Origin of the sequence: Pedobacter metabolipauper (assembly GCF_004362715.1) — a bacterium.
Classification (GTDB): Bacteria; Bacteroidota; Bacteroidia; order Sphingobacteriales; family Sphingobacteriaceae; genus Pedobacter; species Pedobacter metabolipauper.
Window position 1 is genome coordinate 902,228 of the sequence record NZ_SNYC01000003.1, and the last position, 20,977, is coordinate 923,204.

Annotated in this window: 19 protein-coding genes; 5 read left to right on the forward strand and 14 right to left on the reverse strand. The window is 40.4% G+C overall.

Annotation, left to right across the window (positions count from 1 at the left end):
• Positions 1-80: 80 nt before the first annotated feature.
• Genes ATK78_RS03825 through ribD form a run of 3 tightly spaced genes read right to left on the reverse strand, consistent with a single transcriptional unit; the run spans position 81 to position 2,603 of the window.
• A complete protein-coding gene (locus ATK78_RS03825; RefSeq protein WP_133574721.1) occupies positions 81-695 on the reverse strand; it encodes an IMPACT family protein in 615 nt (204 codons plus the stop codon).
• The gene (locus tag ATK78_RS03830; RefSeq protein ID WP_133574722.1) at positions 682-1,551 is read right to left on the reverse strand and encodes an EamA family transporter; all 870 of its coding nucleotides are present in this window, start codon (positions 1,549-1,551) and stop codon (positions 682-684) included. The genes ATK78_RS03825 and ATK78_RS03830 overlap by 14 nt, the downstream gene beginning before the upstream one ends.
• A complete protein-coding gene (ribD, locus tag ATK78_RS03835; protein ID WP_133574723.1) occupies positions 1,548-2,603 on the reverse strand; it encodes a bifunctional diaminohydroxyphosphoribosylaminopyrimidine deaminase/5-amino-6-(5-phosphoribosylamino)uracil reductase RibD in 1,056 nt (351 codons plus the stop codon). The genes ATK78_RS03830 and ribD overlap by 4 nt, the downstream gene beginning before the upstream one ends.
• Positions 2,604-2,651: 48 nt before the next feature.
• Between ribD and prmC the strand changes: the two genes are divergently transcribed.
• Positions 2,652-3,500: a peptide chain release factor N(5)-glutamine methyltransferase gene (gene prmC / locus ATK78_RS03840; protein WP_133574724.1), complete on the forward strand. Its 849-nt coding sequence runs from the start codon at positions 2,652-2,654 to the stop codon at positions 3,498-3,500.
• Positions 3,501-3,772: 272 nt separating this feature from the next.
• On the opposite strand, the gene xerD is transcribed toward prmC, so the two are convergent.
• Entirely contained in the window at positions 3,773-4,672 is a 900-nt protein-coding gene (xerD, locus tag ATK78_RS03845) for a site-specific tyrosine recombinase XerD (RefSeq protein WP_208112291.1), read from the reverse strand.
• 44 nt (positions 4,673-4,716) lie between these two features.
• Here xerD and aroQ point away from each other — a divergent pair, with 44 nt between their 5' ends.
• Positions 4,717-5,136: a type II 3-dehydroquinate dehydratase gene (aroQ, locus tag ATK78_RS03850; RefSeq protein ID WP_208112292.1), complete on the forward strand. Its 420-nt coding sequence runs from the start codon at positions 4,717-4,719 to the stop codon at positions 5,134-5,136.
• Between the two features lie 139 nt (positions 5,137-5,275).
• Here the strand turns inward: aroQ and ATK78_RS03855 are convergent, their stop codons facing one another.
• Positions 5,276-6,289: a glycosyltransferase family 2 protein gene (locus tag ATK78_RS03855; protein ID WP_133574726.1), complete on the reverse strand. Its 1,014-nt coding sequence runs from the start codon at positions 6,287-6,289 to the stop codon at positions 5,276-5,278.
• On the reverse strand, positions 6,279-7,121 hold the full coding sequence (locus ATK78_RS03860) for a lysophospholipid acyltransferase family protein (protein WP_243732431.1): 843 nt from the start codon (positions 7,119-7,121) through the stop codon (positions 6,279-6,281). Before ATK78_RS03860 ends, ATK78_RS03855 begins: the two co-directional genes overlap by 11 nt.
• An 86-nt stretch (positions 7,122-7,207) precedes the next feature.
• Between ATK78_RS03860 and ATK78_RS03865 the strand changes: the two genes are divergently transcribed.
• Genes ATK78_RS03865 through mgtE form a run of 3 tightly spaced genes read left to right on the forward strand, consistent with a single transcriptional unit; the run spans position 7,208 to position 10,317 of the window.
• Positions 7,208-7,819 carry a WbqC family protein gene (locus ATK78_RS03865; protein ID WP_133574728.1) on the forward strand — a complete coding sequence of 204 codons (612 nt, stop codon included), beginning with the start codon at positions 7,208-7,210 and terminating at the stop codon, positions 7,817-7,819.
• Positions 7,820-7,824: 5 nt separating this feature from the next.
• The gene (gene corA, locus ATK78_RS03870) at positions 7,825-8,940 is read left to right on the forward strand and encodes a magnesium/cobalt transporter CorA (protein ID WP_133574729.1); all 1,116 of its coding nucleotides are present in this window, start codon (positions 7,825-7,827) and stop codon (positions 8,938-8,940) included.
• Positions 8,941-8,967: 27 nt separating this feature from the next.
• Complete coding sequence (gene mgtE / locus ATK78_RS03875; RefSeq protein WP_133574730.1) at positions 8,968-10,317, forward strand: magnesium transporter; 1,350 nt, start codon at positions 8,968-8,970, stop codon at positions 10,315-10,317.
• A 125-nt stretch (positions 10,318-10,442) separates the two neighbouring features.
• On the opposite strand, the gene ATK78_RS03880 is transcribed toward mgtE, so the two are convergent.
• From ATK78_RS03880 to ATK78_RS03915, 8 genes are all read right to left on the reverse strand, one after another.
• Positions 10,443-10,853 (reverse strand): organic hydroperoxide resistance protein, encoded by a 411-nt coding sequence (locus ATK78_RS03880; RefSeq protein ID WP_133574731.1) that lies wholly within the window; start codon positions 10,851-10,853, stop codon positions 10,443-10,445.
• A 53-nt stretch (positions 10,854-10,906) separates the two neighbouring features.
• Positions 10,907-13,063, reverse strand: coding sequence for an FUSC family protein (locus tag ATK78_RS03885; protein ID WP_133574732.1), 2,157 nt, complete (start codon positions 13,061-13,063; stop codon positions 10,907-10,909).
• A 166-nt stretch (positions 13,064-13,229) separates the two neighbouring features.
• Positions 13,230-14,378: a tetratricopeptide repeat protein gene (locus ATK78_RS03890; RefSeq protein ID WP_133574733.1), complete on the reverse strand. Its 1,149-nt coding sequence runs from the start codon at positions 14,376-14,378 to the stop codon at positions 13,230-13,232.
• A gap of 71 nt (positions 14,379-14,449) precedes the next feature.
• Positions 14,450-15,526, reverse strand: coding sequence for a tetratricopeptide repeat protein (locus ATK78_RS03895; protein WP_133574734.1), 1,077 nt, complete (start codon positions 15,524-15,526; stop codon positions 14,450-14,452).
• A 22-nt stretch (positions 15,527-15,548) separates the two neighbouring features.
• Positions 15,549-18,173, reverse strand: coding sequence for a DNA gyrase subunit A (gyrA, locus tag ATK78_RS03900; RefSeq protein WP_133574735.1), 2,625 nt, complete (start codon positions 18,171-18,173; stop codon positions 15,549-15,551).
• A gap of 131 nt (positions 18,174-18,304) precedes the next feature.
• The gene (hemF, locus tag ATK78_RS03905) at positions 18,305-19,201 is read right to left on the reverse strand and encodes an oxygen-dependent coproporphyrinogen oxidase (protein ID WP_133574736.1); all 897 of its coding nucleotides are present in this window, start codon (positions 19,199-19,201) and stop codon (positions 18,305-18,307) included.
• 80 nt (positions 19,202-19,281) lie between these two features.
• Positions 19,282-20,502: an MFS transporter gene (locus tag ATK78_RS03910; RefSeq protein ID WP_133574737.1), complete on the reverse strand. Its 1,221-nt coding sequence runs from the start codon at positions 20,500-20,502 to the stop codon at positions 19,282-19,284.
• 212 nt (positions 20,503-20,714) lie between these two features.
• Complete coding sequence (locus tag ATK78_RS03915) at positions 20,715-20,921, reverse strand: coproporphyrinogen III oxidase (protein ID WP_133574738.1); 207 nt, start codon at positions 20,919-20,921, stop codon at positions 20,715-20,717.
• Between the last annotated feature and the right edge of the window lie 56 nt (positions 20,922-20,977).

A 20,977-nucleotide genomic window follows, 5' to 3' on the forward strand; every position in this document is an offset into this window, starting at 1 on the left:
GTAGTATTCCATTATTAATCAGGGGTTAAGCTTTATGTTTTTTTAGTACAATAAAGCTAGTCATTAAATTTTTCAAATGATCAGGCAGTGAACAGATATTTTATCAGCAGATCGTCAATCTTTTCAAACTTGCCAATAACTGTATTTAGATTTGCTTTCCTAACTTCAAACTTAAGGGTACAGTCGTTATCAAAGTGTTGTGACAATACCGAAAGCTGTTCCTCTTTTACAAGGCGCATCACATCGTTCATCACCAGGTAACTGAAATGGACTTCATAAATATCGTTTACTGTTTTTTCAATAATGCTGGCAGCACCAAGCGCATCTGCAGCCGCAGATTTATAGGCGTTGATCAGCCCGGGAACACCAAGAAGCGTCCCACCGAAATACCTGACTACAACGATCAATAAATTGGTAACATCAGCAGAAAGCATCGTATTTAATATCGGTCTGCCGGCAGTCCCCGAAGGCTCACCATCATCCTGGATCCTGAAAACAGAACGATCCGGACTTAAACGCAGCGCCCAGCAAAAGTGCCTGGCCTTGGCGTGCTCCAAACGGAGTTTTTGAAGAATTCCTTTTACCTCATCCTCAGTTGAAATGGGGTAGGCATACGCTATAAACTTGCTGCCCTTATCTCTAAACAGCCCCTCAGATTCTGCCAATATGGTTCTGTACGTATCATCGAACAGCATAGATCTGTGTTAAAGTGATTAAAATGATGGCTATAACCGCTAAAAAGAGGCCGGCATAATTTAACTTATTCAATTTCTCTTTAAAGATCACAATGCCAATGATGCTGCCTGTAACAATAACACCAATATTCATAGCTGCAAAAACTGTTGATGGTTCATCGGCCATCGCACTGTGCGCCTTAAGGTAAAAAAGGATGTTAAAGAAATTGAAAAAGCCAAGGATACATCCGCACAGAAAGTTGACCAGTTGTAACTTCTGCTTTTTAACCATAGAAAGGTATAGCAATGATAACAAGGACAGAATGAATGACAATACAAATATAATGACCAGCGAGCTGGTGTATGGTATTGATTTGATCAGTGCTACTTTTTTAAAAAGGATATCAATTACGCCAAAACCTATAAATACAATCAGGGGATAGATCCAATCCAGTTTCTTACCTTTCTGATCTGTCTTTTTACTGAGCATCAAAAAGATAGCAATAAGGCCAATTAATAAACCAGAAACCTTCAGTGCTGTAAAATGCTCTTTAAATAAAAAGTAAGATGCAAGTATTGGAATGAAGAGTGATAAACGCTGTGCGGTTTCAGTTTTAACAATTCCAATGTTACGTACTGAAGCGGCGAGAAACCAAAATATAACCGGCAATAAAATCCCGAGCAGGATATAGGTATCTGATACCTGGTTTTCAAGCAGGGAATTCAGGTCAGGCTTAAAAAAGATAATGCTCAATAAAATAGCAAAGAAGTAATTCCATGCAACAGCCTGAAATATATTTATCCGGTATCTTCGGGCTAATTTTAACAGCACCGCTACGGTTACACTACAGCAGACGCTTACAATTAAATAGATCATTTTTTACTGTAATTTTGATAAATGGTTAGCTTGTCCTTCTCTACTTCGTATTGTTCTGTAATGATCCCGTGGACCTGGGGTGATGCCATTCCGTCTTCCCATGAAGTTCCTGAGGTAAATACCCTGGCTTCATCCCAAAGACCTCCTGAAATAAATTGATTCAATATGTTGGCTCCTCCTTCAATGATAACCGATTGAATATCCATCAGGTACAATTGAAAGGCTATTTTTTGAGGTAAATAATATTGCATATCTTCCATTTGAAGGTATTGAATATTCCCCTCAACGGCAGACTTAATCTCATTGATGATTACGGTCTTTGCGGCATCATTATAGATCTTAGCGGTCAATGGAACCTGCAGGTTCCGGTCTATCACAATCCGGATCGGGTTTTTACCCGGCCATTCCCGGGCGCTCAACTGCGGATCATCTGCAATTGCAGTTTGTTTACCAATCAATATGGCATCTTCTTCAGTTCTCCATTTATGAACCAGTTTTTTTGATAAAGGCCCGCTAATCCATTGCTGAATGGTATTCTTAGGCGCAAAGAACCCATTAGCCGTAGTTGCCCATTTTAATATAATATAAGGGCGCTGGGCGTTGATCCGGGTAAAAAACCGGCGATTTAAAGCACGGCACTGTTCATCAAGAATACCGGTTACTACGTTGATCCCTGCATTTTTTAACTTTTCAATTCCCTTGCCATCGACATCAGAAAAAGGATCCCGGTTACCGATCACCACCTTTTTCAATTGGTGTCTGATCAAAAGATCAGCACAAGGGGGGGTCTTCCCAAAATGGGCACATGGTTCCAGTGTTACATAAGCAGTAGAATCTGCAAGCAATGCGGAAGCAGCTTCACCAAATCTATCGGTAACCTCCTTCACAGCGTTTACTTCAGCATGGGCCTCACCAAATTTAGCATGGTATCCTTCGCCAATGATCTTCCCATTATTAACGATTATACAACCAACCATTGGGTTTGGGCTTACATTTCCCATCCCCATTTCGGCAAGTTCAAGGCATCGCTGCATATATAATTCATCCGTCATCGAAGCAAAAGTAAGCTATATTGTTCAATTTAATTACTTTTGTAAGGCATGAATTTAAAGCAGTTATTGCCTCAGTTTAAAGAAGAGTTAGCCGGACTTTATGATGATCAGGAGGTGGTTTCCATCTACCATATGCTAGTACATCATCTTTCTGGTTTTAATAAGATGCAGCTGATCCTCAAAGGAGCGGAGTTCCTTGAGCAGCATCTGGAATCCAGATACAGGCAAGTTCTGCAGGAATTAAAGCATGGAAAACCAGTTCAGTATATATTGGGCGAAACGCTGTTTTATGGCTTACCATTTAAAGTAAATCCAGCAGTGCTCATTCCCAGACCTGAAACAGAAGAACTCGTAGACTGGATCATAGCAGATGCATCAGGAAGACTGCATAAAATACTTGACATCGGAACCGGAAGCGGCTGTATTGCCATTTCCTTAAAAAAGAACCTTATTGATTCAGCAGTTTCGGCGTTAGATGTTTCTGAGGATGCTTTGAACACAGCTAAAGAAAATGCATTATTAAATGGTCTGGATATTAGTTTTATTCATGCGGATATAATTACCTATCACAGCGATGAGAAATTTGATGTGATTGTGAGTAACCCGCCTTACATTAAAGCGGATGAAATGGGAGAGATGCATCAGAATGTTCTTTCGAACGAACCGCATTTGGCGCTCTTCGTATCTAACGAGCGTCCTTTGATCTTTTATGAAGCAATAGCTGATTTTGCTAAATTAAACCTTCAGAATGGAGGATTGCTCTATTTTGAGATCAATGAATATTTAGGAAAAGAAACGATAAATATGTTGGAAGATAAAGGATTCATTGGCATCGAATTGCGTAAAGATATGCAGGGAAAAGACCGGATGGTCCGTTGTGCGTTACCCAAATCTTAATCTGCTTTGAAAAATTATGTCCCTGTTCGGCTATGATTAACCTGTTAACTCAAGATCAATCAGTTCAAAAAACATCTTTAATCTGGTAGCTTCATTTCAATTATATGATCAAATACACATTAATGAGCTCGATTGACCTGTTAGCTCATGATCATACCGGCTCAAAAAACATCTTTGATCTAACTGCATTTTCAATTACATGATCAAATACACATTAACTATGCACTTTAGCACAAGGCATAAATCTCTAAATAATAGCCTTTTAATTAAAATTAGCGTCTTGGATGAAAATCCGTAATGATCCCGCGTAAATAATCCCGGTCAAGATGGGTATAGATCTCCGTTGTTGTAATACTGGAATGGCCAAGCATTTCCTGCACGGCACGCAGATCGGCACCGCCTTCAATCAGATGCGTTGCAAAGGAATGCCTGAAAGTATGGGGACTGATGCTTTTGGTAATACCACATTTTGACGCCAGTGTTTTAACAAGATTAAATACAGAAATCCTTGAAAGCTGACTTCCGGATTGGTTTAAAAAAATATAGTCTTCAAATCCTTTTTTTATGTCAAGGTGAACCCGGCTTTCTTCCAGGTAGATCTTTAGAAATTTAAGTGCAGACATTCCGATAGGTACGATCCGCTGTTTATTACCTTTTCCAATGACTTTGATATATCCATTATCGTAAAAAACATTCGAAATACGCAGGTTGAGCAATTCAGACACCCTTAATCCGCAACCATATAAAACTTCCAATATAGCCTTATTGCGCATGCCATCAGGTTTTGACGCATCAATGGCAGCCATTAAATCTTCAATTTCATGAATATTAAGTACGTCCGGCAGCTTTTTAGCCAATCTCGGTGATTCCAGCATTTTAGAAGGATCTTCAGAGATGATCTCTTCCATCAGTAAAAAACCAAAGAAAGATTTTAATCCTGAAATCACCCTGGCCTGGGTGCTTGGCAGCATTCCAAGCTCATTGATCCATGAAATAAATAACTTTAAGTCTGCCTCAGTAATATCCTTTAAATGAGGGCTTTTGTTTACAGATTCAAAATATTGGAACAATTTATTGATGTCATTTAAATATGCATCTATGGAATTACCAGAAAAGGCACGTTCCAGTTTGAGGTAGTTTTTAAAGGATTTTAGGTAGCTCTTATTTATCACACAAAAATTTTCTACTGTAAGTTTTTAACTTTAAGTTTGAACTGATGAAGATACAAATTATTAATGGCCCAAATTTAAACCTTTTGGGATTACGTGAGCCAGGCATCTACGGAAATTTAAGCTTTGAAGAATATCTGCAGCAGCTGCGTGATATCTACAGCATTCTTGAAATCGATTATTACCAAAGTAATGTTGAAGGTGAGCTGATCAACAAGCTCCATGAAGTTGGTTTCAGCTATGATGGAATTGTGATCAATGCCGGTGGTTACACCCATACCTCAGTTGCCCTTGCAGATGCAATCGCTGCCATTAAAACCCCCGTAATAGAAGTCCACATTTCTAACATCTACGCCCGCGAAGAATATCGTCATGTATCTCTAACCGGTAAAAACTGTAAAGGCGTTTTAACCGGTTTCGGAATGGATGGCTACCGCTTGGCAATTGAAAGCCTGTTAAAGGGTTAAGGTAATTCAGCTAAATGCGGTTTGAACTGGCAAATCAGCTTTCTTGTAATTTAAATTTGAGCTGACAAATCAGCTTTCTTATAATTTAAATAATAGCATGTACCTGATCATAACCTGTCAATTGATACAAGATCCCTTACTATTTCAGCTGACTAAAGTACCTGATCTTAGCAACAAAATACGCATAAACTATGCTGGAAGGATACTGGCCGGTGTGTTTTTGAAAGCTAACCTGCTTTGCAGTTCTTTTCTTCGCATTTGCAGAAAGGTTTCTTAAAAAATACATATGTGCTTTGCTAACAGCCAGTGCAAACTGCATCTTGCCCTGCAGCAGGAAATGAAGCAAGGCTACAAAATCTATACAAAAGCGGATAAAGATCCTGAAATAAGCATCACCCAACGGCAGGTTCTTTTGAAGGATGATCAGGTTATTTCTAAAGTTCAGATAGGTTTTATACGGATTGTTAGCGCTTAATGTTCCGCCACCAACATGGTAAACCTCTGCATCAGGACAATAAACAATCTTATAACCCAGGTTCTTTAACCTCCAGCAAAGATCAATCTCTTCCATATGCGCAAAAAAGTCAGGGTCTAATCCGCCCACTTCTTTCCATTGCCTGCTTTTAATAAACAATGCCGCACCACTGGCCCAAAACACTTCAATTGAATCATTATATTGCCCATGATCTGCTTCAACCGTATCAAAAAGACGGCCTCTGCAAAACGGAAAGCCATGAAGGTCCAAGAAGCCACCGGCAGCACCCGCATATTCAAAAGAGCTCCGGTTCTTCTGCCACTTAATCTTCGGTTGTGCCACGGCAATCTGTGCATCAGCCTCCATCAGATCAACCACCGGCTGGATCCAGTTTTCAGGAACCTCCACATCAGAATTCAGTAACACATAATAATCTGCATCTACCAGTTCCAGGATCTTGCGGTAGCCTTCTGCAAAGCCGTAATTGTGATCATTTCGGATGATCTGTATTTGGGGATAGTTTTCTTCAATAAATGCTACAGAGTGATCTGTAGACGCATTATCTCCAACTATTAATTGTAAATTGTTGTATTTTGACAGGATAATGGACGGCAGGAACTTCTCAAGCATCGCTTGTCCGTTCCAATTTAAAATCACTACTGCTACACTAGGCTCCATTATTCTGCAATTCGGGTTTATGTTTCCATCGCCTGTGGCTCCAAAGCCAGTAAGCGGGGTCTTTATTAATTATATCTTCCAGAAAATTGAAACACATTTTAGTGATCTGATTTTCTGCTGTATCTTTTGGATGGGTACAAATCGTATCGCAATCTACCTCATAATAGCCTTTTTTAACCAACTTCATATTAAAATAGATTACAGGACGATTGGTTTGCACGGCTATTTTTTCAACGCCGGTTAAAACTGCAGTAGGCTGATTTAGAAAATCTATCCAATGGCGCGCATCACCCTTAACCGGTGTCTGGTCTCCGGCAAAACAAAACATGGTTGGCTGATTTCTTGAGGTTGCCAGGGCCCTTAAGGTTTGCCGCATCGGTATAAATATATTGCCTGTGCGTGTACGCCATTTGTAAAACCACGATTCAAAGTAAGGGTTGCTGAGTGGTTTGTAGATTACATAACATTTACCAGGAGTTCTCAATCCCAAAGCCATCATTCCCAATTCCCAGTTTGAATAATGGCCGGTATAGGCAATCAGGCTTTCACCACGCTCAAAATAGGCTTCTACAATCTCCAGGTTGTTAAACTTAACCCTTTTGCTAAGCTCCTTGTCAGAGATCGCCGGTAATTTAATGACTTCAAAAATCAGCGCAGAGAAAAACTTAAAAAAGGTATGCTCAATCTTTATGATCTCTTCCAAACTTTTATCAGGAAATGAATTGATGAGGTTTTCCCGTACTATCTTTTTGCGGTAACCAATAATATAATATAGCAGGTAATAGCTCAGTGATGCAAATACGTACAACACCGGGAGGGGGAGTAAAGACAAAAAGTTTAAAAAAAATATTCCTATATAAGAAAAGGTTTTTTTTATCATTAATTTGGCGAATTGAGAATGCAAACATAAATCATCATATGCAAAGTTCGGCTATTTTCCCGCTTTTTTATCTGCCACCAGTTAGTTATTTTTCTGGTTTGAAAGAGTTTGAGGGGGCTATTTTATTAGAGACAGAGGAACATTTCCCTAAACAAACCTACAGAAACCGGGCGCGCATCTATTCACCAAATGGAACATTAGACCTCATCGTACCGGTAATACGGGGCAATAACGGACATACAAAGATCAAAGACGTTCGGATCAGCAATGATTTCAACTGGCAACGCTTACATTGGAAAAGTCTGGAAAGCTGCTATCGGAATTCAGCTTATTTTGAGTTCTATGAAGATGAATTTTCAAAGTTTTATCATACGAAATACACCAACCTGTTTGATTTTAACTTCGAAATACTCCAATGGCTGATGAAACAGCTTAAAAAGCCAACAGATTTTAGCTTTACAGCGGAGTACATTAAAGAAATTGATCCGGAACTTGATTTTAGAACAAAGATCCATTTTAAAAACACAGAGCATGATACAGAACTCAGGTCATATTTCCAGGTTTTTGATGATCGGGAAGGTTTTAAACCAAACCTAAGCATGGTTGACTTGTTATTTAACCAGGGACCACAATCTAAAAACTATTTCTAAATATCATGACCAAAAAGCAAAGGCACAAAAGACGCAAGCAATATTCTTTGCCAAAGGCCGGATCGAGCCCTGGTTTGGTTTACATCGATCCAAATGCATTAGATCCGATCATCAACATCTATAAGTACAATGCGGATCATTTTAGTGTTGAAGAATTAGGCGATCTAAAGCGTGTAGCAGAAATCATTGCGGATAAAAACTATACGTACTGGATCCAGATTAAAGGTTTTGGATCAATTGAAATGTTTGAAACGTTAAATATCGATTTCAATATTAACAAGTTAATCTTAGAAGACATCACCAGAACCTACCAGCGTCCAAAGCTGGAAGAATATGACGACTATGTGTTTGCCATCAGCCGGATGCTCCGAATAGATGACAATAACGATCTGGATAATGTTCAGGTTTCTTATATTCTTACAGACAATGCCTTATTCTCCTTTCAGGAAAGTCACCAGGATTGCCTTGATCCGGTCATCACGCGTTTGAAAGCCGGAAAAGGTAATATCCGGACTGCCGGCAGCAGCTATATCATGTATGCCCTGATGGATATTATTGTAGATACTTATTTTGAAATTCTTCAGGACTGGGGAGAGGAGCTGGACACGATTGAAGACCGTCTGTTTGAGAAACCGGATAAGAGTGTAATGTACGACACGCAAATGATCAAGAGAAACCTAATCGGCATCAGGCGGGTAGTATGGCCTGAGCGTGATAAACTAAATGACATTCTCCGTAGTGACAGCCCATTAATTTCCGACCAAACAAAACTCTTTGTCAAGGATGCGTACGATCACTGCATCCAGATCATTGATATTGTAGAATCCCTGAAAGAGATCTCCGTGAGTAATATAGATATGTACTTATCAGTTATCAGTAACCGGATGAATGAGATCATGAAGGTTTTAACCGTAATATCTTCCATATTTATCCCTTTAACATTCATTGCTGGTATTTATGGGATGAATTTTGCCTATGAAGATCCGGTAACCGGTAAGATAATGCCTAAAAATATGCCGGAACTGTACCAGGAAAATGGCTATTTATACATCATGCTGTTTATGGGAGCCATAGCATTCGCACAAATCCTTTACTTCTGGCGCAAAGGATGGTTTAAATAGTACCGATTATGCTTACCTTAGCATCGTATGCAATCTTTCGATCTAGACAGAACAGACGTATCTAAGATAAAAGGGGCCCTTGCCGGTAGTGATGAACAGCTAAAAGCCATTCTGGAGGAATACCATGCCTCAGAAATTGCAATACTCTTTGAAAGCCTGACCAGTGATGACAGGCAGCGGATCATCAATCTTCTATCTGTAGAGATCGCCTCAGAAGTTATATCCGAGATGCACGAAGAATCGCATCCGGAAGAACTGCTGCTGCAGATGCATCCTGATAAGCGTACAGAGATTGTTGAAGAGCTCGATTATGACGATGCAACAGATATTATCTCTCAGCTTGAAGAGCACGAGCAGAAAGAGATCCTGGAAGACCTAAGCGAAGACGATGCTTCCAGCATCCGTAACCTCTTAAGTTACGACGAGGAAACTGCCGGTGGTTTGATGAACACCGAGTTTATCCGGATCAACCTGAATCTGACAAAGAAGGATGCCATTGATGAGATCATCCGTCAGAGTGAAGAGATTGAAGAGTTCTACACCATATTTGTCATCAATGACGACAATGTTTTTCAGGGTATCGTATCCTTAAAAGATATCATTAAAGCGAAGGGTAATGCTAAAATAACAGAACTTGTAAAAGCTGAGGTAGCCTGGGTATATCCGGATACAGACCAGGAAGAAGTAGCCCGGCTAATTTCCCAATATAACATTACGAGTATTCCCGTTTTAGATACCGATATGAGGCTGCTTGGCCGCGTCACGTTTGATGACGTTATCGACGTTTTACAGGAAGAGAATACGGAAGATATGTTAAAGATCTCCGGGGTTTCTGAAGACGAGGAACTAAGTGGTAACTGGGTAGAAGCTGTTAAATCGCGTTTGCCCTGGCTGGTACTAAACCTTGGCACTGCATTCCTGGCTTCGGGCGTAGTGCGCCACTTCGGACCAACCATTGAAAAGATTGCTGTTTTATCGGCCTATATGACCATTATTGCAGGCATGGGCGGTAATGCAGCTACGCAAGCCCTTGCCGTTACCGTAAGAAGGATCTCCCTGTACGATCTTACCGATAACCAGGCATATCGTACGGTTTTAAAAGAATTTACCGTAGGGGCCATAAACGGAGCGGTAACGGGACTGATCGTTTTCCTTTTCGCCTTATTCTTTGACTCCAATCCATTACTTGGATTGGTGATCTTCCTGGCCATGACGGGTAACTTACTGATTGCGGGTATTACCGGAGCCGGAATTCCATTGATATTGAAAAGGGTAGGGATAGACCCTGCTATTGCTTCATCTATTATCATCACTACTTTTACAGACGTATTTGGATTTTTATTACTGCTCGGATTAGCGAGTAAATTACTACTTTGATATAGAATTTGTTTATTCTAAAGATGAATGGACTTCAGGATTTATTACTGAATAATATAACCTATTACAACAGAGCCTGTGTCATAATCATGATCACAGGCTCTGTTGTATAAAAAACGCTTTAATTAGATCGCTGTAATCCTGGTCTCGATATTACCACGTACCGCTTTAGAATACGGACACGCACGGTGTGCTTTCTCTGCAAGTTGCTGTGCTTCTTCAATAGAAATTCCCGGAATATGAACATCAAGATCTGCGGACAGCACAAATGAATTGCCATCTTTATTGAATGAAACATGTACCTGAACATTAGCTTCAGAAACATCAACACCCCCATGTTCTGCAACAGAACCCAATGCACCTAAATAACAAGCACCCCATGCACCAGCAAATAACTGCTCCGGATTAGAAGAACCACCCTGGCCACCCATTTCTCTGGGTTTTCTCAATTCCATGTCAATAATTCCGTCGCTTGATTTAATGTGACCATCGCGTCCGCCTTTAGCGGTTACAGAGGCCGTATATAACTTTTCCATAATATTTTAATGATTTGTATAAAGTATTAAAACAACAAAATCACCGGGAAGTTTTATATTTTAATTTTTTCGGACAGCTTATAAATGTCGTATGCTACTTTTTGAATGAGGTCAAATTGCTCAGAGATCACAAACCCGCCTGTTTGGGCGGCATCATCAGTACCGTTTCTCCTGATCAATGGAACATTATTAATTGCTTCCTTAGGAGTTACCAGGTTTTCTACCGACATGTTTAACAAGTAGGTGGTATTCTGTACAACTGGTTTTAATTCTTCGAAATTTGGAAACTCAAAGGCGTGTTCCTTTTTATACAATGATAATGTAGCCACATAAGAAGACAACAAATGATTTAAAGCCGTAAATTGGTGCAGTTCTTTAATTAATATCTGCTTACTCTTTGGTTCAGAAAACATCCGTTGGAAAAGAGAAGCCAAATTTGCTGAAGCCACATAAACCTCTTTCCTGGCAACTTTATAATTGGTGAGGTCAGTAACAGGTTCAGCATACAGGAAGGTTACCTGTTCAAAATAATTCAGGTTTGCATTGACCATCGAAACCATGGCTTCTTTAAGCTTCTCATATTCCCAGTTTGGAAACAGTGAATAGCTGGCCAGTAACGCAATGCCTGATCCAATCATGGTATCATAAATCCGTTCTTTGGCCACAGACAATCCGCCCATACCTAAAAAGTCGAACAGCACTAAAATGTAAGGGGTCATAAATAACACGCTAACTACATAGTTCTTACGCTGAAAGCTGTAGCATCCAATCATACAGATCAGCAATAGCACGAACAAGGTGTTCTTATCGTGTACATACATCAATATGCCCATTCCAATAAAAGCACCTGCCACGGTACCAATAAGTCGCTGGTAATTTCTTTGCTTGGTTAAGCTAAAACCCGGTTTAGAGATCACCAGAATAGTTAGCAAGATCCAATAGCTGTGCGAAAAGTTTAAGGTCTTTGCAACTAAAAAACCAACCAGCATCACGATGGCAACCCGTAAAGAATGTCTGAATATCGAAGAGCTAAAGGTAAAGTTATCATACAAAAGCTCCAGATCAATACTCTGACTGCTTACAAAACGATCCACATCGATCTTACGGGGCTTTAGGTTCTTTTTCTCCTTTTTATTAAAGTACCCGTTTATGGTTTTAACCCGCGATAAAATGTTCTCAATATTAACTTCTATATTCTTTAAAGCTAATATTCCCAGCGTGTTATATTTATTATCTGTATTGTTTAATTCAAGTTGTGTAATTTCATTTTTCAACTTTTCTACGTCTTCAATAAGAGAAGTGGGCAGGCTAGGGGTGCCTCCGCTTTTAAGGGCAAATGCAATATCATCCAGCTCATCAGCAATCTTACGGATCACAGACTCGTAATGCAGTAAAATTCCTGATGAATCAAACTGCTCATGCAGTTGTTTGTAATTGTAATAGGTGGACATGATCTGCTCAAAAAGATCAACCATATCAACAAAGACTAGTAAAAGAAAACGGCCTTCAGGTGTTGAATCCCGAATAATCTCGCGGGTTTTAAACAGAATCTCACGCACAGCATCCTGTTTTTCATGTACATGTACCTGAAGCTGCAGCAAATCGGCGTAGTTATCATCGTAACTGGTATTCTGGTGGTAAAACTTAGCTTTTGCCCTTAAAAAGTCACTGATTACATGAATGGATTCGCTCAGCGATTGCTGTACAATCCTAAAGGGCCTGATCCGGTAAAAAGTATAACTTAATGCCGTATACCAAATACTGCCGGTAAAAATGAGTAAAGCATAAAGTAAAACTTCATTCCAGGGCCTGATGTCGTCAATGCTCAAAACCATAACCAGCAAGGATGCGGTTCCAATAGAAGCTGCACGAAGGCCGTACACAAAGAACATAGAAAATATAAAGCTGCAGATAACCAGCAATACACCAATAAAATAATTATTGTTATTGGTCAGGCCGACAATAATGGAAATCAGCGTAATGGATGCTGTGGTAATCAGCATTGCATTTCTGCGGTGCACAATTGGTCCGGGCGTATCGACAACGCTCACACACAATGCGCCAAGTGATAACGTCATTCCGTATTGGAGCATTCCAAACTGTGCAAGGATTAATGATGGACAAAGTACACCAACTGTAATCCGTAAACCATCCGCAAAGTAAGTGCTCAATAGGAAATCCTGAATGCTTCTGACCGGACGATTAATCATGACACAAATTTAAGACTAAAATATGTATTTCGGACGATGATTAATGACGTTTTACCTGCATAAATTACCTAATCAATAATTGTCATATAATTAATATTATGTTAAGTGATCTGTGAGTTAACTTATACACTTTGTATAATACACTGGTTAAAAACAGAAAAAAAGTTTAAAATTCTTCCAGCTTGGCTTTAAGCTCCTGGACTTTGTCCAGCCTGTTTTTACGGGAATAGATATCAATCAGCAGCTGCACGGTAGATTTATCGTTCTGATTGATCTCATGGGCTTGCAATAAGGCTACTTCCGCTCTGTTGATCATTGCAACGAATGTTTGGGCCCGATCCGGCTTATTTGCTTTTAAAGCATCATTTGCAGAATTCACATAGGCCAATCCCATTTGATACAGGGCATCAAAATAATTCTCATCAATGGTCAGGGCTTTATTGTAGGCCAGCTCAGCAGTACTGTAGTTGGCATTGGTCTGATGCAGGTATCCATAAAGAAAATAAAGTAGTTTGTTACCGGCCTCTACCTTTAAGGTTGTTTCAATTACTTTAATGGCTTCATTGTATTTTCCATTGTCCAGCAACAGGTTGATATAATCGTTAGTCAGGTTGGAGTTATACGGATTAACCTTGATACCATCTTCCAGGGTTCTTAATGCTTGTTCATGTTCAAACTTTGAGCTGTAGATACTGGCCAGATTTTGAAAAACAACCGGATCTTTGATCCCGTTATCTTTGGCTCTTTTGAAATAGGTTAAGGCATTGTCAAATGCCCGTACATTTTGAGCTGCCAGCGCCGTATTGATGGCCAGTGAAGTGTCTTTTGGAAAAAAGTCGCTCACATCTTTTAACAAGCTGTATGCTGTAGCGAAATCGTTGTTTTTAAAGGCAACATTCGCTTTATCCTGTTTCTTAATATAAACGTTATACACAGAGGCTTCAATCAGGCGTGAATTGGCTTGAAACTTATCCAGTCTCCTTGCAGAATCTATGGCCTCGATTGCAAAATTATAATATCTGTCAGAATTGCCTTCATCGCTGTCAATAATGGCTACATATGAACTTAAGTATGCCTTAATGGCCCAGGTTTCCGGCCATTTCTTTGTTTTCTTATCCCCTTTGGCCGCGTCGCTTGCCCGTATCCCCTCTCCTATAATATCCAGTTGCTTTTTAACATCCTGTTTACTATTGATGGCTGCCTGTAATTTACCAATGCTGTTACGGGCAATCTGAACCTGGCTTTTCTGGGCGAAAGCCGCCGTACTGCATATAAAAACAAAAAATATAGGGCTTAAAAAAGATATCTTGTTCATAGTTGTACAAACTTAAAAAAAAAGAGGGATAATAAATACCCCTCTTTTCATATTCAATATTTTAAGAAAAACTATTTCTTTATTTCTTCAAGTTGCTTTTTAACCGCTTCGAAGTTCACTTTATCGTCTTTAAACGCATAAATTGTCTTTAAGCTTTCCAAAGAGTTTTCGTGTTTAGGATCCAATGCTACAGCTGCTTTATAGAAAGGAATAGACTGGTCAATCAACGTAGTGATCTTAGTAGCCAATGCAGCACTTTCCTTAACTTTCTTAGTATCCAGGTTGTTGCGCTCGGTTTGTACGTTTAAAGCTTGTTTAAAGTAGGTTTCGCCCATTAAAAAGTGGAAAGTAGGATTTTTAGGATCTTTATCCATTAACTTTTTAAGCATTTCCTGCGACTTAGCGATATCTCCTTTTTTAATGTAAAGATCTGTTTCCAAACCAATAAAGTAAGAATCTTCAGGCAATTTTGCAGAAGCTTCCTTAAGAAGCGCAAGACCGGCAACGGTATCTTTCAACTCATCAAACGTTACATTCACCATTTCAGAATACAATACCTTAGGATCTGCATAGTTCAGCTCAATTCCTTTTTTGAAATTGCTGATCATTTCCGGATATTTCTTTAATGATTTTGCTGCGATACCTGCATTGATATACATGGCAGTATCATTGGGAGTTCTGCGGGTTACTTCCGTAAAGTTTTCAAAAGCCGTAGCAAAATCCTGTTTGTTAAAAGCAATGATACCACGGTTACGTACGGCATTGTCTACATTGTAAACTGCATTATCAATGTTTGCTTTTTCTTCACCTTTAGGGTCCAGTTCTTTCGCTTTAGCAATGGCCTCATCAGCGATTTTCTGCTTAGCCAAAGAATTTTGCATATCCACAGAATCGATCAATGCAATTCTCGATGCAATAAGCGCACGGTAAGACCATGCTTCAGCAATTCCTTTAGATTTTTCGTGCACAATCGCTTTGTCCGTATGTGCCAAACCCTCGTTCAGGATCTTTAAATTATCAGCAAGCGGTTTATTTTGAGCCAGCGCTAAAATTGTCCATTGCTTTTTTGCTTCCGATATCTCACTCTTTTGAGCATTTGCAAGCGAAGCAACACCTACAAACAACATACTTAAAAGTATCTTTTTCATTTTATTTATTATTGGTTCAACATTATACTTCCTTATCAGGATCTTCTTCGTCAGCCTCGTCTTCATCCGTTTCCTCTTCATCCAACTCTTCCTCATCAGCTTCAGGAGCTTCGTCAGCTGGTCCTTCCAGTTCTTCACCGTCAGTAACCACTGCACTCACTACAGCTTCACCATCAACTTCTTCCACGTCATCTTCATGCTCAATTTTAGCAACAGAAGCAATCTCGTCATTACCTTTTAAATTGATCAGACGAACACCCTGAGTTGCTCTTCCCATCACTCTTAATTCGCTAACAACGATCCGGATCACGATACCAGATTTATTGATGATCATCAGATCATCTGCATCAGTAACATTTTTAATGGCAACAAGGTTTCCTGTTTTTTCAGTTACGTTAATGGTTTTTACACCTTTACCTCCCCTGTTAGTAACGCGGTAATCGTCAATATCAGTACGTTTACCATAACCTTTTTCTGAAACCACCAACACCGTTGCTGAAGAATCTTCCACAGCAATCATGCCAACAACCTCATCCTTTTCATGGGCAAGGGTAACACCTCTAACTCCGGTAGCTGTCCTTCCCATTGGTCTAACGGTCGCCTCATTAAAGCGGATCGCCCTTCCGGAACGTAAAGCCATAACAATCTCGCTTGAACCGGTAGTTAAACTCGCTTCAATCAGCTGATCGCCTTCATTGATGTTAATTGCATTGATACCATTTACTCTCGGTCTTGAATACGCTTCTAAGGAAGTTTTCTTGATCGTTCCCTTTTTGGTACACATGATGATGTAATTGTTCTCCAGGTAATCCTGATCTTTCAGGTTCTTAACCTTAATAAAGGCTTTGATCTTCTCTTCTTTCGGGATATTGATGATGTTCTGGATTGCTCTTCCTTTACTCAGTCTCGATCCTTCAGGAATCTCGTATACCCTTAACCAGAAACAACGGCCGGTCTCCGTAAAGAACAGCATGTAGTTGTGGTTAGAAGCAATCAGTAAGTGCTCAATAAAGTCTTCATTTCTGGAATCACTTCCTTTAGAACCTTTACCGCCTCTTCCCTGCGTACGGTATTCAGTAGCCGGGGTACGTTTGATGTAACCTTCATGAGAGATGGTGATTACCACATCTTCATCCTCAATGAAGTCTTCCATACTCATATCTTCTGCAGAGTGGATAACCTGGGTACGGCGTTCATCACCATACTTCTCCATCATTTCTGTCAGCTCGTCTTTGATGATCTGCATCCGTTTACCTTCATCATCTAAAATAGATTGTAAGTATTCGATGGTTTTCATCAATTCATTAAATTCATCTTTGATCTTATCACGCTCCAGACCAGTCAATCTGCGCAAGGTCATATCCAATATGGCACGAGCCTGGATATCGCTTAAGCCAAACTGCTCCATCAATCCGGTTCTGGCCTCTTCAGGAGTGTCTGAACCACGGATCAACTTGATCACTTCATCCAAATGGTCTAATGCAATCAGTAAACCTTCTAAAATGTGGGCACGTTTTTGAGCTTCAGCAAGCTCGAACTTGGTGCGGCGTACCACTACTTCATGCCTGTGTTCCACAAAGTAACGGATCAGGTCTTTCAGGTTTAACATCTGCGGCCTGCCATTAACAAGCGCAATGTTGTTTACACTGAACGAAGTCTGTAAAGCCGTTTGTTTAAACAGGTTGTTTAATACGATGGATGCATTTGCATCACGCTTTATTTCATAAACAATCCGGATTCCGTCCTTGTTGGACTCATCCTTAATGTTTGAGATTCCTTCCAGTTTTTTCTCACCAACCAATTCAGCAGTACGCTCAATCATCATGGCCTTATTTACCTGGTAAGGTATTTCGGTTACAATAATGGTTTCGCGGTCTTTATGGGTTTCAATCTCAGCTTTGGCACGCATCACTACGCGGCCCCTGCCAGTTTCAAAAGCTTCCTGAACACCAGAATAACCATAGATGATGGCACCGGTAGGAAAATCAGGAGCCTTGATGAACTTCATCAGTTCAGGGATCGTAATCTCATGATTTTCAATGTAGGCAATCGTCGCGTTGATTACTTCGGTAATGTTGTGTGGCGGCATATTCGTCGCCATACCTACTGCAATACCCGATGAACCATTGATCAGCAAGTTTGGAACTTTAGATGGAAGAACGGTAGGTTCCTGCAGGGAATCATCAAAGTTAAACTGGAAATCAACCGTATCCTTATTGATATCGGCCAGCATATCCTCAGCGATCTTCTGGAAACGAGCCTCCGTATAACGCATTGCTGCCGGAGAGTCACCATCAATAGATCCAAAGTTACCCTGTCCTTCAACCATCAGGTAACGTAAGCTCCAGTCCTGGGCCATCCTTACCATGGTATTATATACAGATGAGTCACCATGCGGGTGATACTTTCCAAGTACCTCACCCACAATACGGGCTGATTTTTTATATGGTTTATTGTTTGCTAATCCCAGATCGAGCATCCCGTATAAAACACGGCGGTGTACAGGTTTCAATCCATCACGTACATCAGGAAGAGCCCTGGATACGATTACCGACATCGAATAATCGATGTAGGCGGATTTCATTTGTTCATCAATATCGATTCTTATTATTTTGTCGTTTTGTTGATTTTCTAAATCTTCAGCCATAAATATTAATGTTCCTTAAGAACGATTTAAATGTGGTATTCTTATAACCTTGCGAATCTAATAAAAAATGCGCCATTAAGACGCATTGTTGAAAAGTTTTACAGTATGAATTAAGCGGAGAAAGTTCAGAATTAAACCCAGTTAATCCCCTTTTTTAGCTTACTAAGCGTATCAGATTCGGCGCTGTCGGCTGCAGCCTGAAAATTGTAACCCCACTTCGCCAGTGGTGGCAAACTCATCAGGATCGACTCGATCCGGCCATTTGTTTCCAATCCGAATTTTGTTCCTGCATCATAGACCAGGTTAAATTCAGCATACCTGCTTCTCCGCAAATATTGCCACTCCTGTTGTTCCGCTGTAAAATCAGCATCCCGGTTACGGTCTATCAATTCCGTATAGGCAGGTATAAAGGTATTGCCCACGGCAACGGAGAAATCAAGGATCTGGTCAAAGGAAAGGCCAGTATTGTCGGGCTTCAGGCGATCATAAAAAATACCGCCAACACCCCTGGTCTCTTCCCGGTGTTTGATGTAAAAATAATCATCGGCACGGGCTTTAAATTTCTGGTAAAAGGAAGCATCAAATTCATCGCAGGTCTGCTTTAACAGGTGGTGAAAATACCGTGCATCGGTATCAATCACATAATGCGGCGTCAGATCAATGCCGCCGCCAAACCATCTCGTCTGTTCATCCATTTCAAAATACCGGATATTCATATGGATAATGGGCACAAACGGATTAGAGGGATGCATAACGATCGATACACCGGTTGCAAAAAAGTCATCACTGTCAACTTTAAAAGCCTCCTTCACAGCAGCGGGCAATTTACCATGAACAGCAGAAAAGTTAACACCGCCTTTTTCAATTACGTTGCCATTCTGCATGATCCTGGTACGGCCGCCACCTCCACCTTCCCTGCTCCATATTTCCTCTTCAAACTTAGATTTACCATCTGCCAGCTCTAAACTGCTGCAAATCTCATCCTGAATTTTCTGATACGCCGCTACTACCTGATCTCTAAACTCCATCTTGATTTAAACTAGACTCAAAGTTAACCTTTAAAAGAGTGAACCGGCCTTTAAATTGCAGATAGTACATTTTTTTGACATTATTCTTCCATAAAATTCAGGTCGCGCCCATAGGTTTCATCCAGGTTATACAATGCAATATAAGCCAGTCCCACCGTAAGAAAGGCCAGGCATAATGCCGCATTGATAATACCGATCCTGGCCAATAAGAACTGAAACAAAAGCGTGAGCAAAATCAGTGAGCCGCGTACCATATTGGGCACACTGGTGGTTACAGTTGCCCGCAGGTTGGTACCAAAATGCTCGGCAGACATGGTTACAAAAATCACCCAATACCCGGTAAACAATCCAAAGAACACACAAAGGATGTAAAACTGGTTGGCAGTCCATCCGGTATTCAGCAAGTAAACCAGCATGGTGATGAAGGTAAGCGTAATGAAAATAAATACAATCTTTTTACGGGTTTTAAATACCTGGCTTAATGCCCCGCTTAAAAAGTCGCCCAATGAGATCCCGATGTACGTGAACATCACCCCTTTTCCATTATCGAGAATTTCTGTAGCACCCATGGCCTTCCCAAATTCTGGCGCAATACCTACCAGGATCCCGACCACGAACCATAACGGAACCGCAATCAAAATACAGTTCAGATACCTGAAGAAACGTTTACGGTCAGAAAAAAGCATTAGGAAATTACCCTGCGACACCTCGTTTTTGGCCATTTTTTCAAACATGCCCGATTCAAAAACACCGAATCGGAGCAGCAACAGGATAATTCCAAGGCCACCGCCCACAAAAAAAGCAGTTCGCCATTCAAAAAGATCACCTACAATATAAGCAGCTACAGCACCCATCAAACCGATCCCGGCGACGAGCATGGTTCCATATCCCCGCTTTTCCTTACTCATGCTTTCACTAACCAGGGTAATTCCGGCACCGAGCTCTCCGGCAAGGCCGATACCAGCAATAAAACGGAATGCAGCATATGCAGGAATACTGGTTACAAAACCATTGGCAATATTAGCCAGTGAGTACATGATGATGGAACCAAAAAGCACCGATAACCGGCCTTTTTTATCACCAAGGATACCCCAGAAGATCCCGCCAATCAATAAACCGGCCATCTGCCAGTTCATTAAACGCAATCCGGTTTCGGTAATTTGATCTGCAGGAACACCTAAAGCCGATAGGCTTTTATTCTTGATGATCAGGAACAATAAGAGGTCATAAATATCAACAAAGTAGCCCAGAGCGGCTACCAGGATTAAAAAAAATACATTTCTGCTTTTATCAGCATTCATAGTGGTTAGTTAAATTTGGTTTTTTGAAAGTACAAACAAATTTACAACCGGCGAAATATATTTCACATGCCCATGAACGGGCATAAAAAAACTGCCTCAAAACTAAGCAAGAACCTGAATTAAATTCAGACTGAAGGAATAAACATTCCTGTCGTTCTGGAATTGAGCCGGAACCTTACCTGTTTGAGACAGTTTTAAAGATCTTATCCTACTTAAAGAGGCATCGTCCTGGTGGTATCAGGCGGCATCTGAGTAGTATCAGGAGGAGTCACAGTGGTATCCCTGTTTGCAGTATCTAACATAGAGCTGTCAGTAGTACTGCTATCTGTCGTATCTGATACATTTTTCGTTGAGTTGCATGCAGAAGTGGCCATCATCAATGAACCAGCAAATGCAAGACTTAAAATTAACTTTTTCATAGGATCGGGTTTAAGGTTAACTTAATGGTTTAATATTCTAACTGATTAATTAACAC

Excerpts from the sequence above, each read along its gene's own strand:
- mgtE (WP_133574730.1), top strand. The coding sequence starts at position 8,968 with ATGCAATCTTTCGATCTAGACAGAACAGACGTATCTAAGATAAAAGGG.
- ATK78_RS03825 (WP_133574721.1), bottom strand. The coding sequence starts at position 695 with ATGCTGTTCGATGATACGTACAGAACCATATTGGCAGAATCTGAGGGG.
- ATK78_RS03865 (WP_133574728.1), top strand. The coding sequence starts at position 7,208 with ATGCAAAGTTCGGCTATTTTCCCGCTTTTTTATCTGCCACCAGTTAGT.
- ATK78_RS03910 (WP_133574737.1), bottom strand. The coding sequence starts at position 20,502 with ATGAATGCTGATAAAAGCAGAAATGTATTTTTTTTAATCCTGGTAGCC.
- gyrA (WP_133574735.1), bottom strand. The coding sequence starts at position 18,173 with ATGGCTGAAGATTTAGAAAATCAACAAAACGACAAAATAATAAGAATC.
- ATK78_RS03895 (WP_133574734.1), bottom strand. The coding sequence starts at position 15,526 with ATGAAAAAGATACTTTTAAGTATGTTGTTTGTAGGTGTTGCTTCGCTT.
- ATK78_RS03880 (WP_133574731.1), bottom strand. The coding sequence starts at position 10,853 with ATGGAAAAGTTATATACGGCCTCTGTAACCGCTAAAGGCGGACGCGAT.
- ATK78_RS03830 (WP_133574722.1), bottom strand. The coding sequence starts at position 1,551 with ATGATCTATTTAATTGTAAGCGTCTGCTGTAGTGTAACCGTAGCGGTG.
- ATK78_RS03855 (WP_133574726.1), bottom strand. The coding sequence starts at position 6,289 with ATGGAGCCTAGTGTAGCAGTAGTGATTTTAAATTGGAACGGACAAGCG.
- ATK78_RS03890 (WP_133574733.1), bottom strand. The coding sequence starts at position 14,378 with ATGAACAAGATATCTTTTTTAAGCCCTATATTTTTTGTTTTTATATGC.
- hemF (WP_133574736.1), bottom strand. The coding sequence starts at position 19,201 with ATGGAGTTTAGAGATCAGGTAGTAGCGGCGTATCAGAAAATTCAGGAT.
- prmC (WP_133574724.1), top strand. The coding sequence starts at position 2,652 with ATGAATTTAAAGCAGTTATTGCCTCAGTTTAAAGAAGAGTTAGCCGGA.
- ribD (WP_133574723.1), bottom strand. The coding sequence starts at position 2,603 with ATGACGGATGAATTATATATGCAGCGATGCCTTGAACTTGCCGAAATG.
- aroQ (WP_208112292.1), top strand. The coding sequence starts at position 4,717 with ATGAAGATACAAATTATTAATGGCCCAAATTTAAACCTTTTGGGATTA.
- ATK78_RS03885 (WP_133574732.1), bottom strand. The coding sequence starts at position 13,063 with ATGATTAATCGTCCGGTCAGAAGCATTCAGGATTTCCTATTGAGCACT.
- corA (WP_133574729.1), top strand. The coding sequence starts at position 7,825 with ATGACCAAAAAGCAAAGGCACAAAAGACGCAAGCAATATTCTTTGCCA.
- ATK78_RS03915 (WP_133574738.1), bottom strand. The coding sequence starts at position 20,921 with ATGAAAAAGTTAATTTTAAGTCTTGCATTTGCTGGTTCATTGATGATG.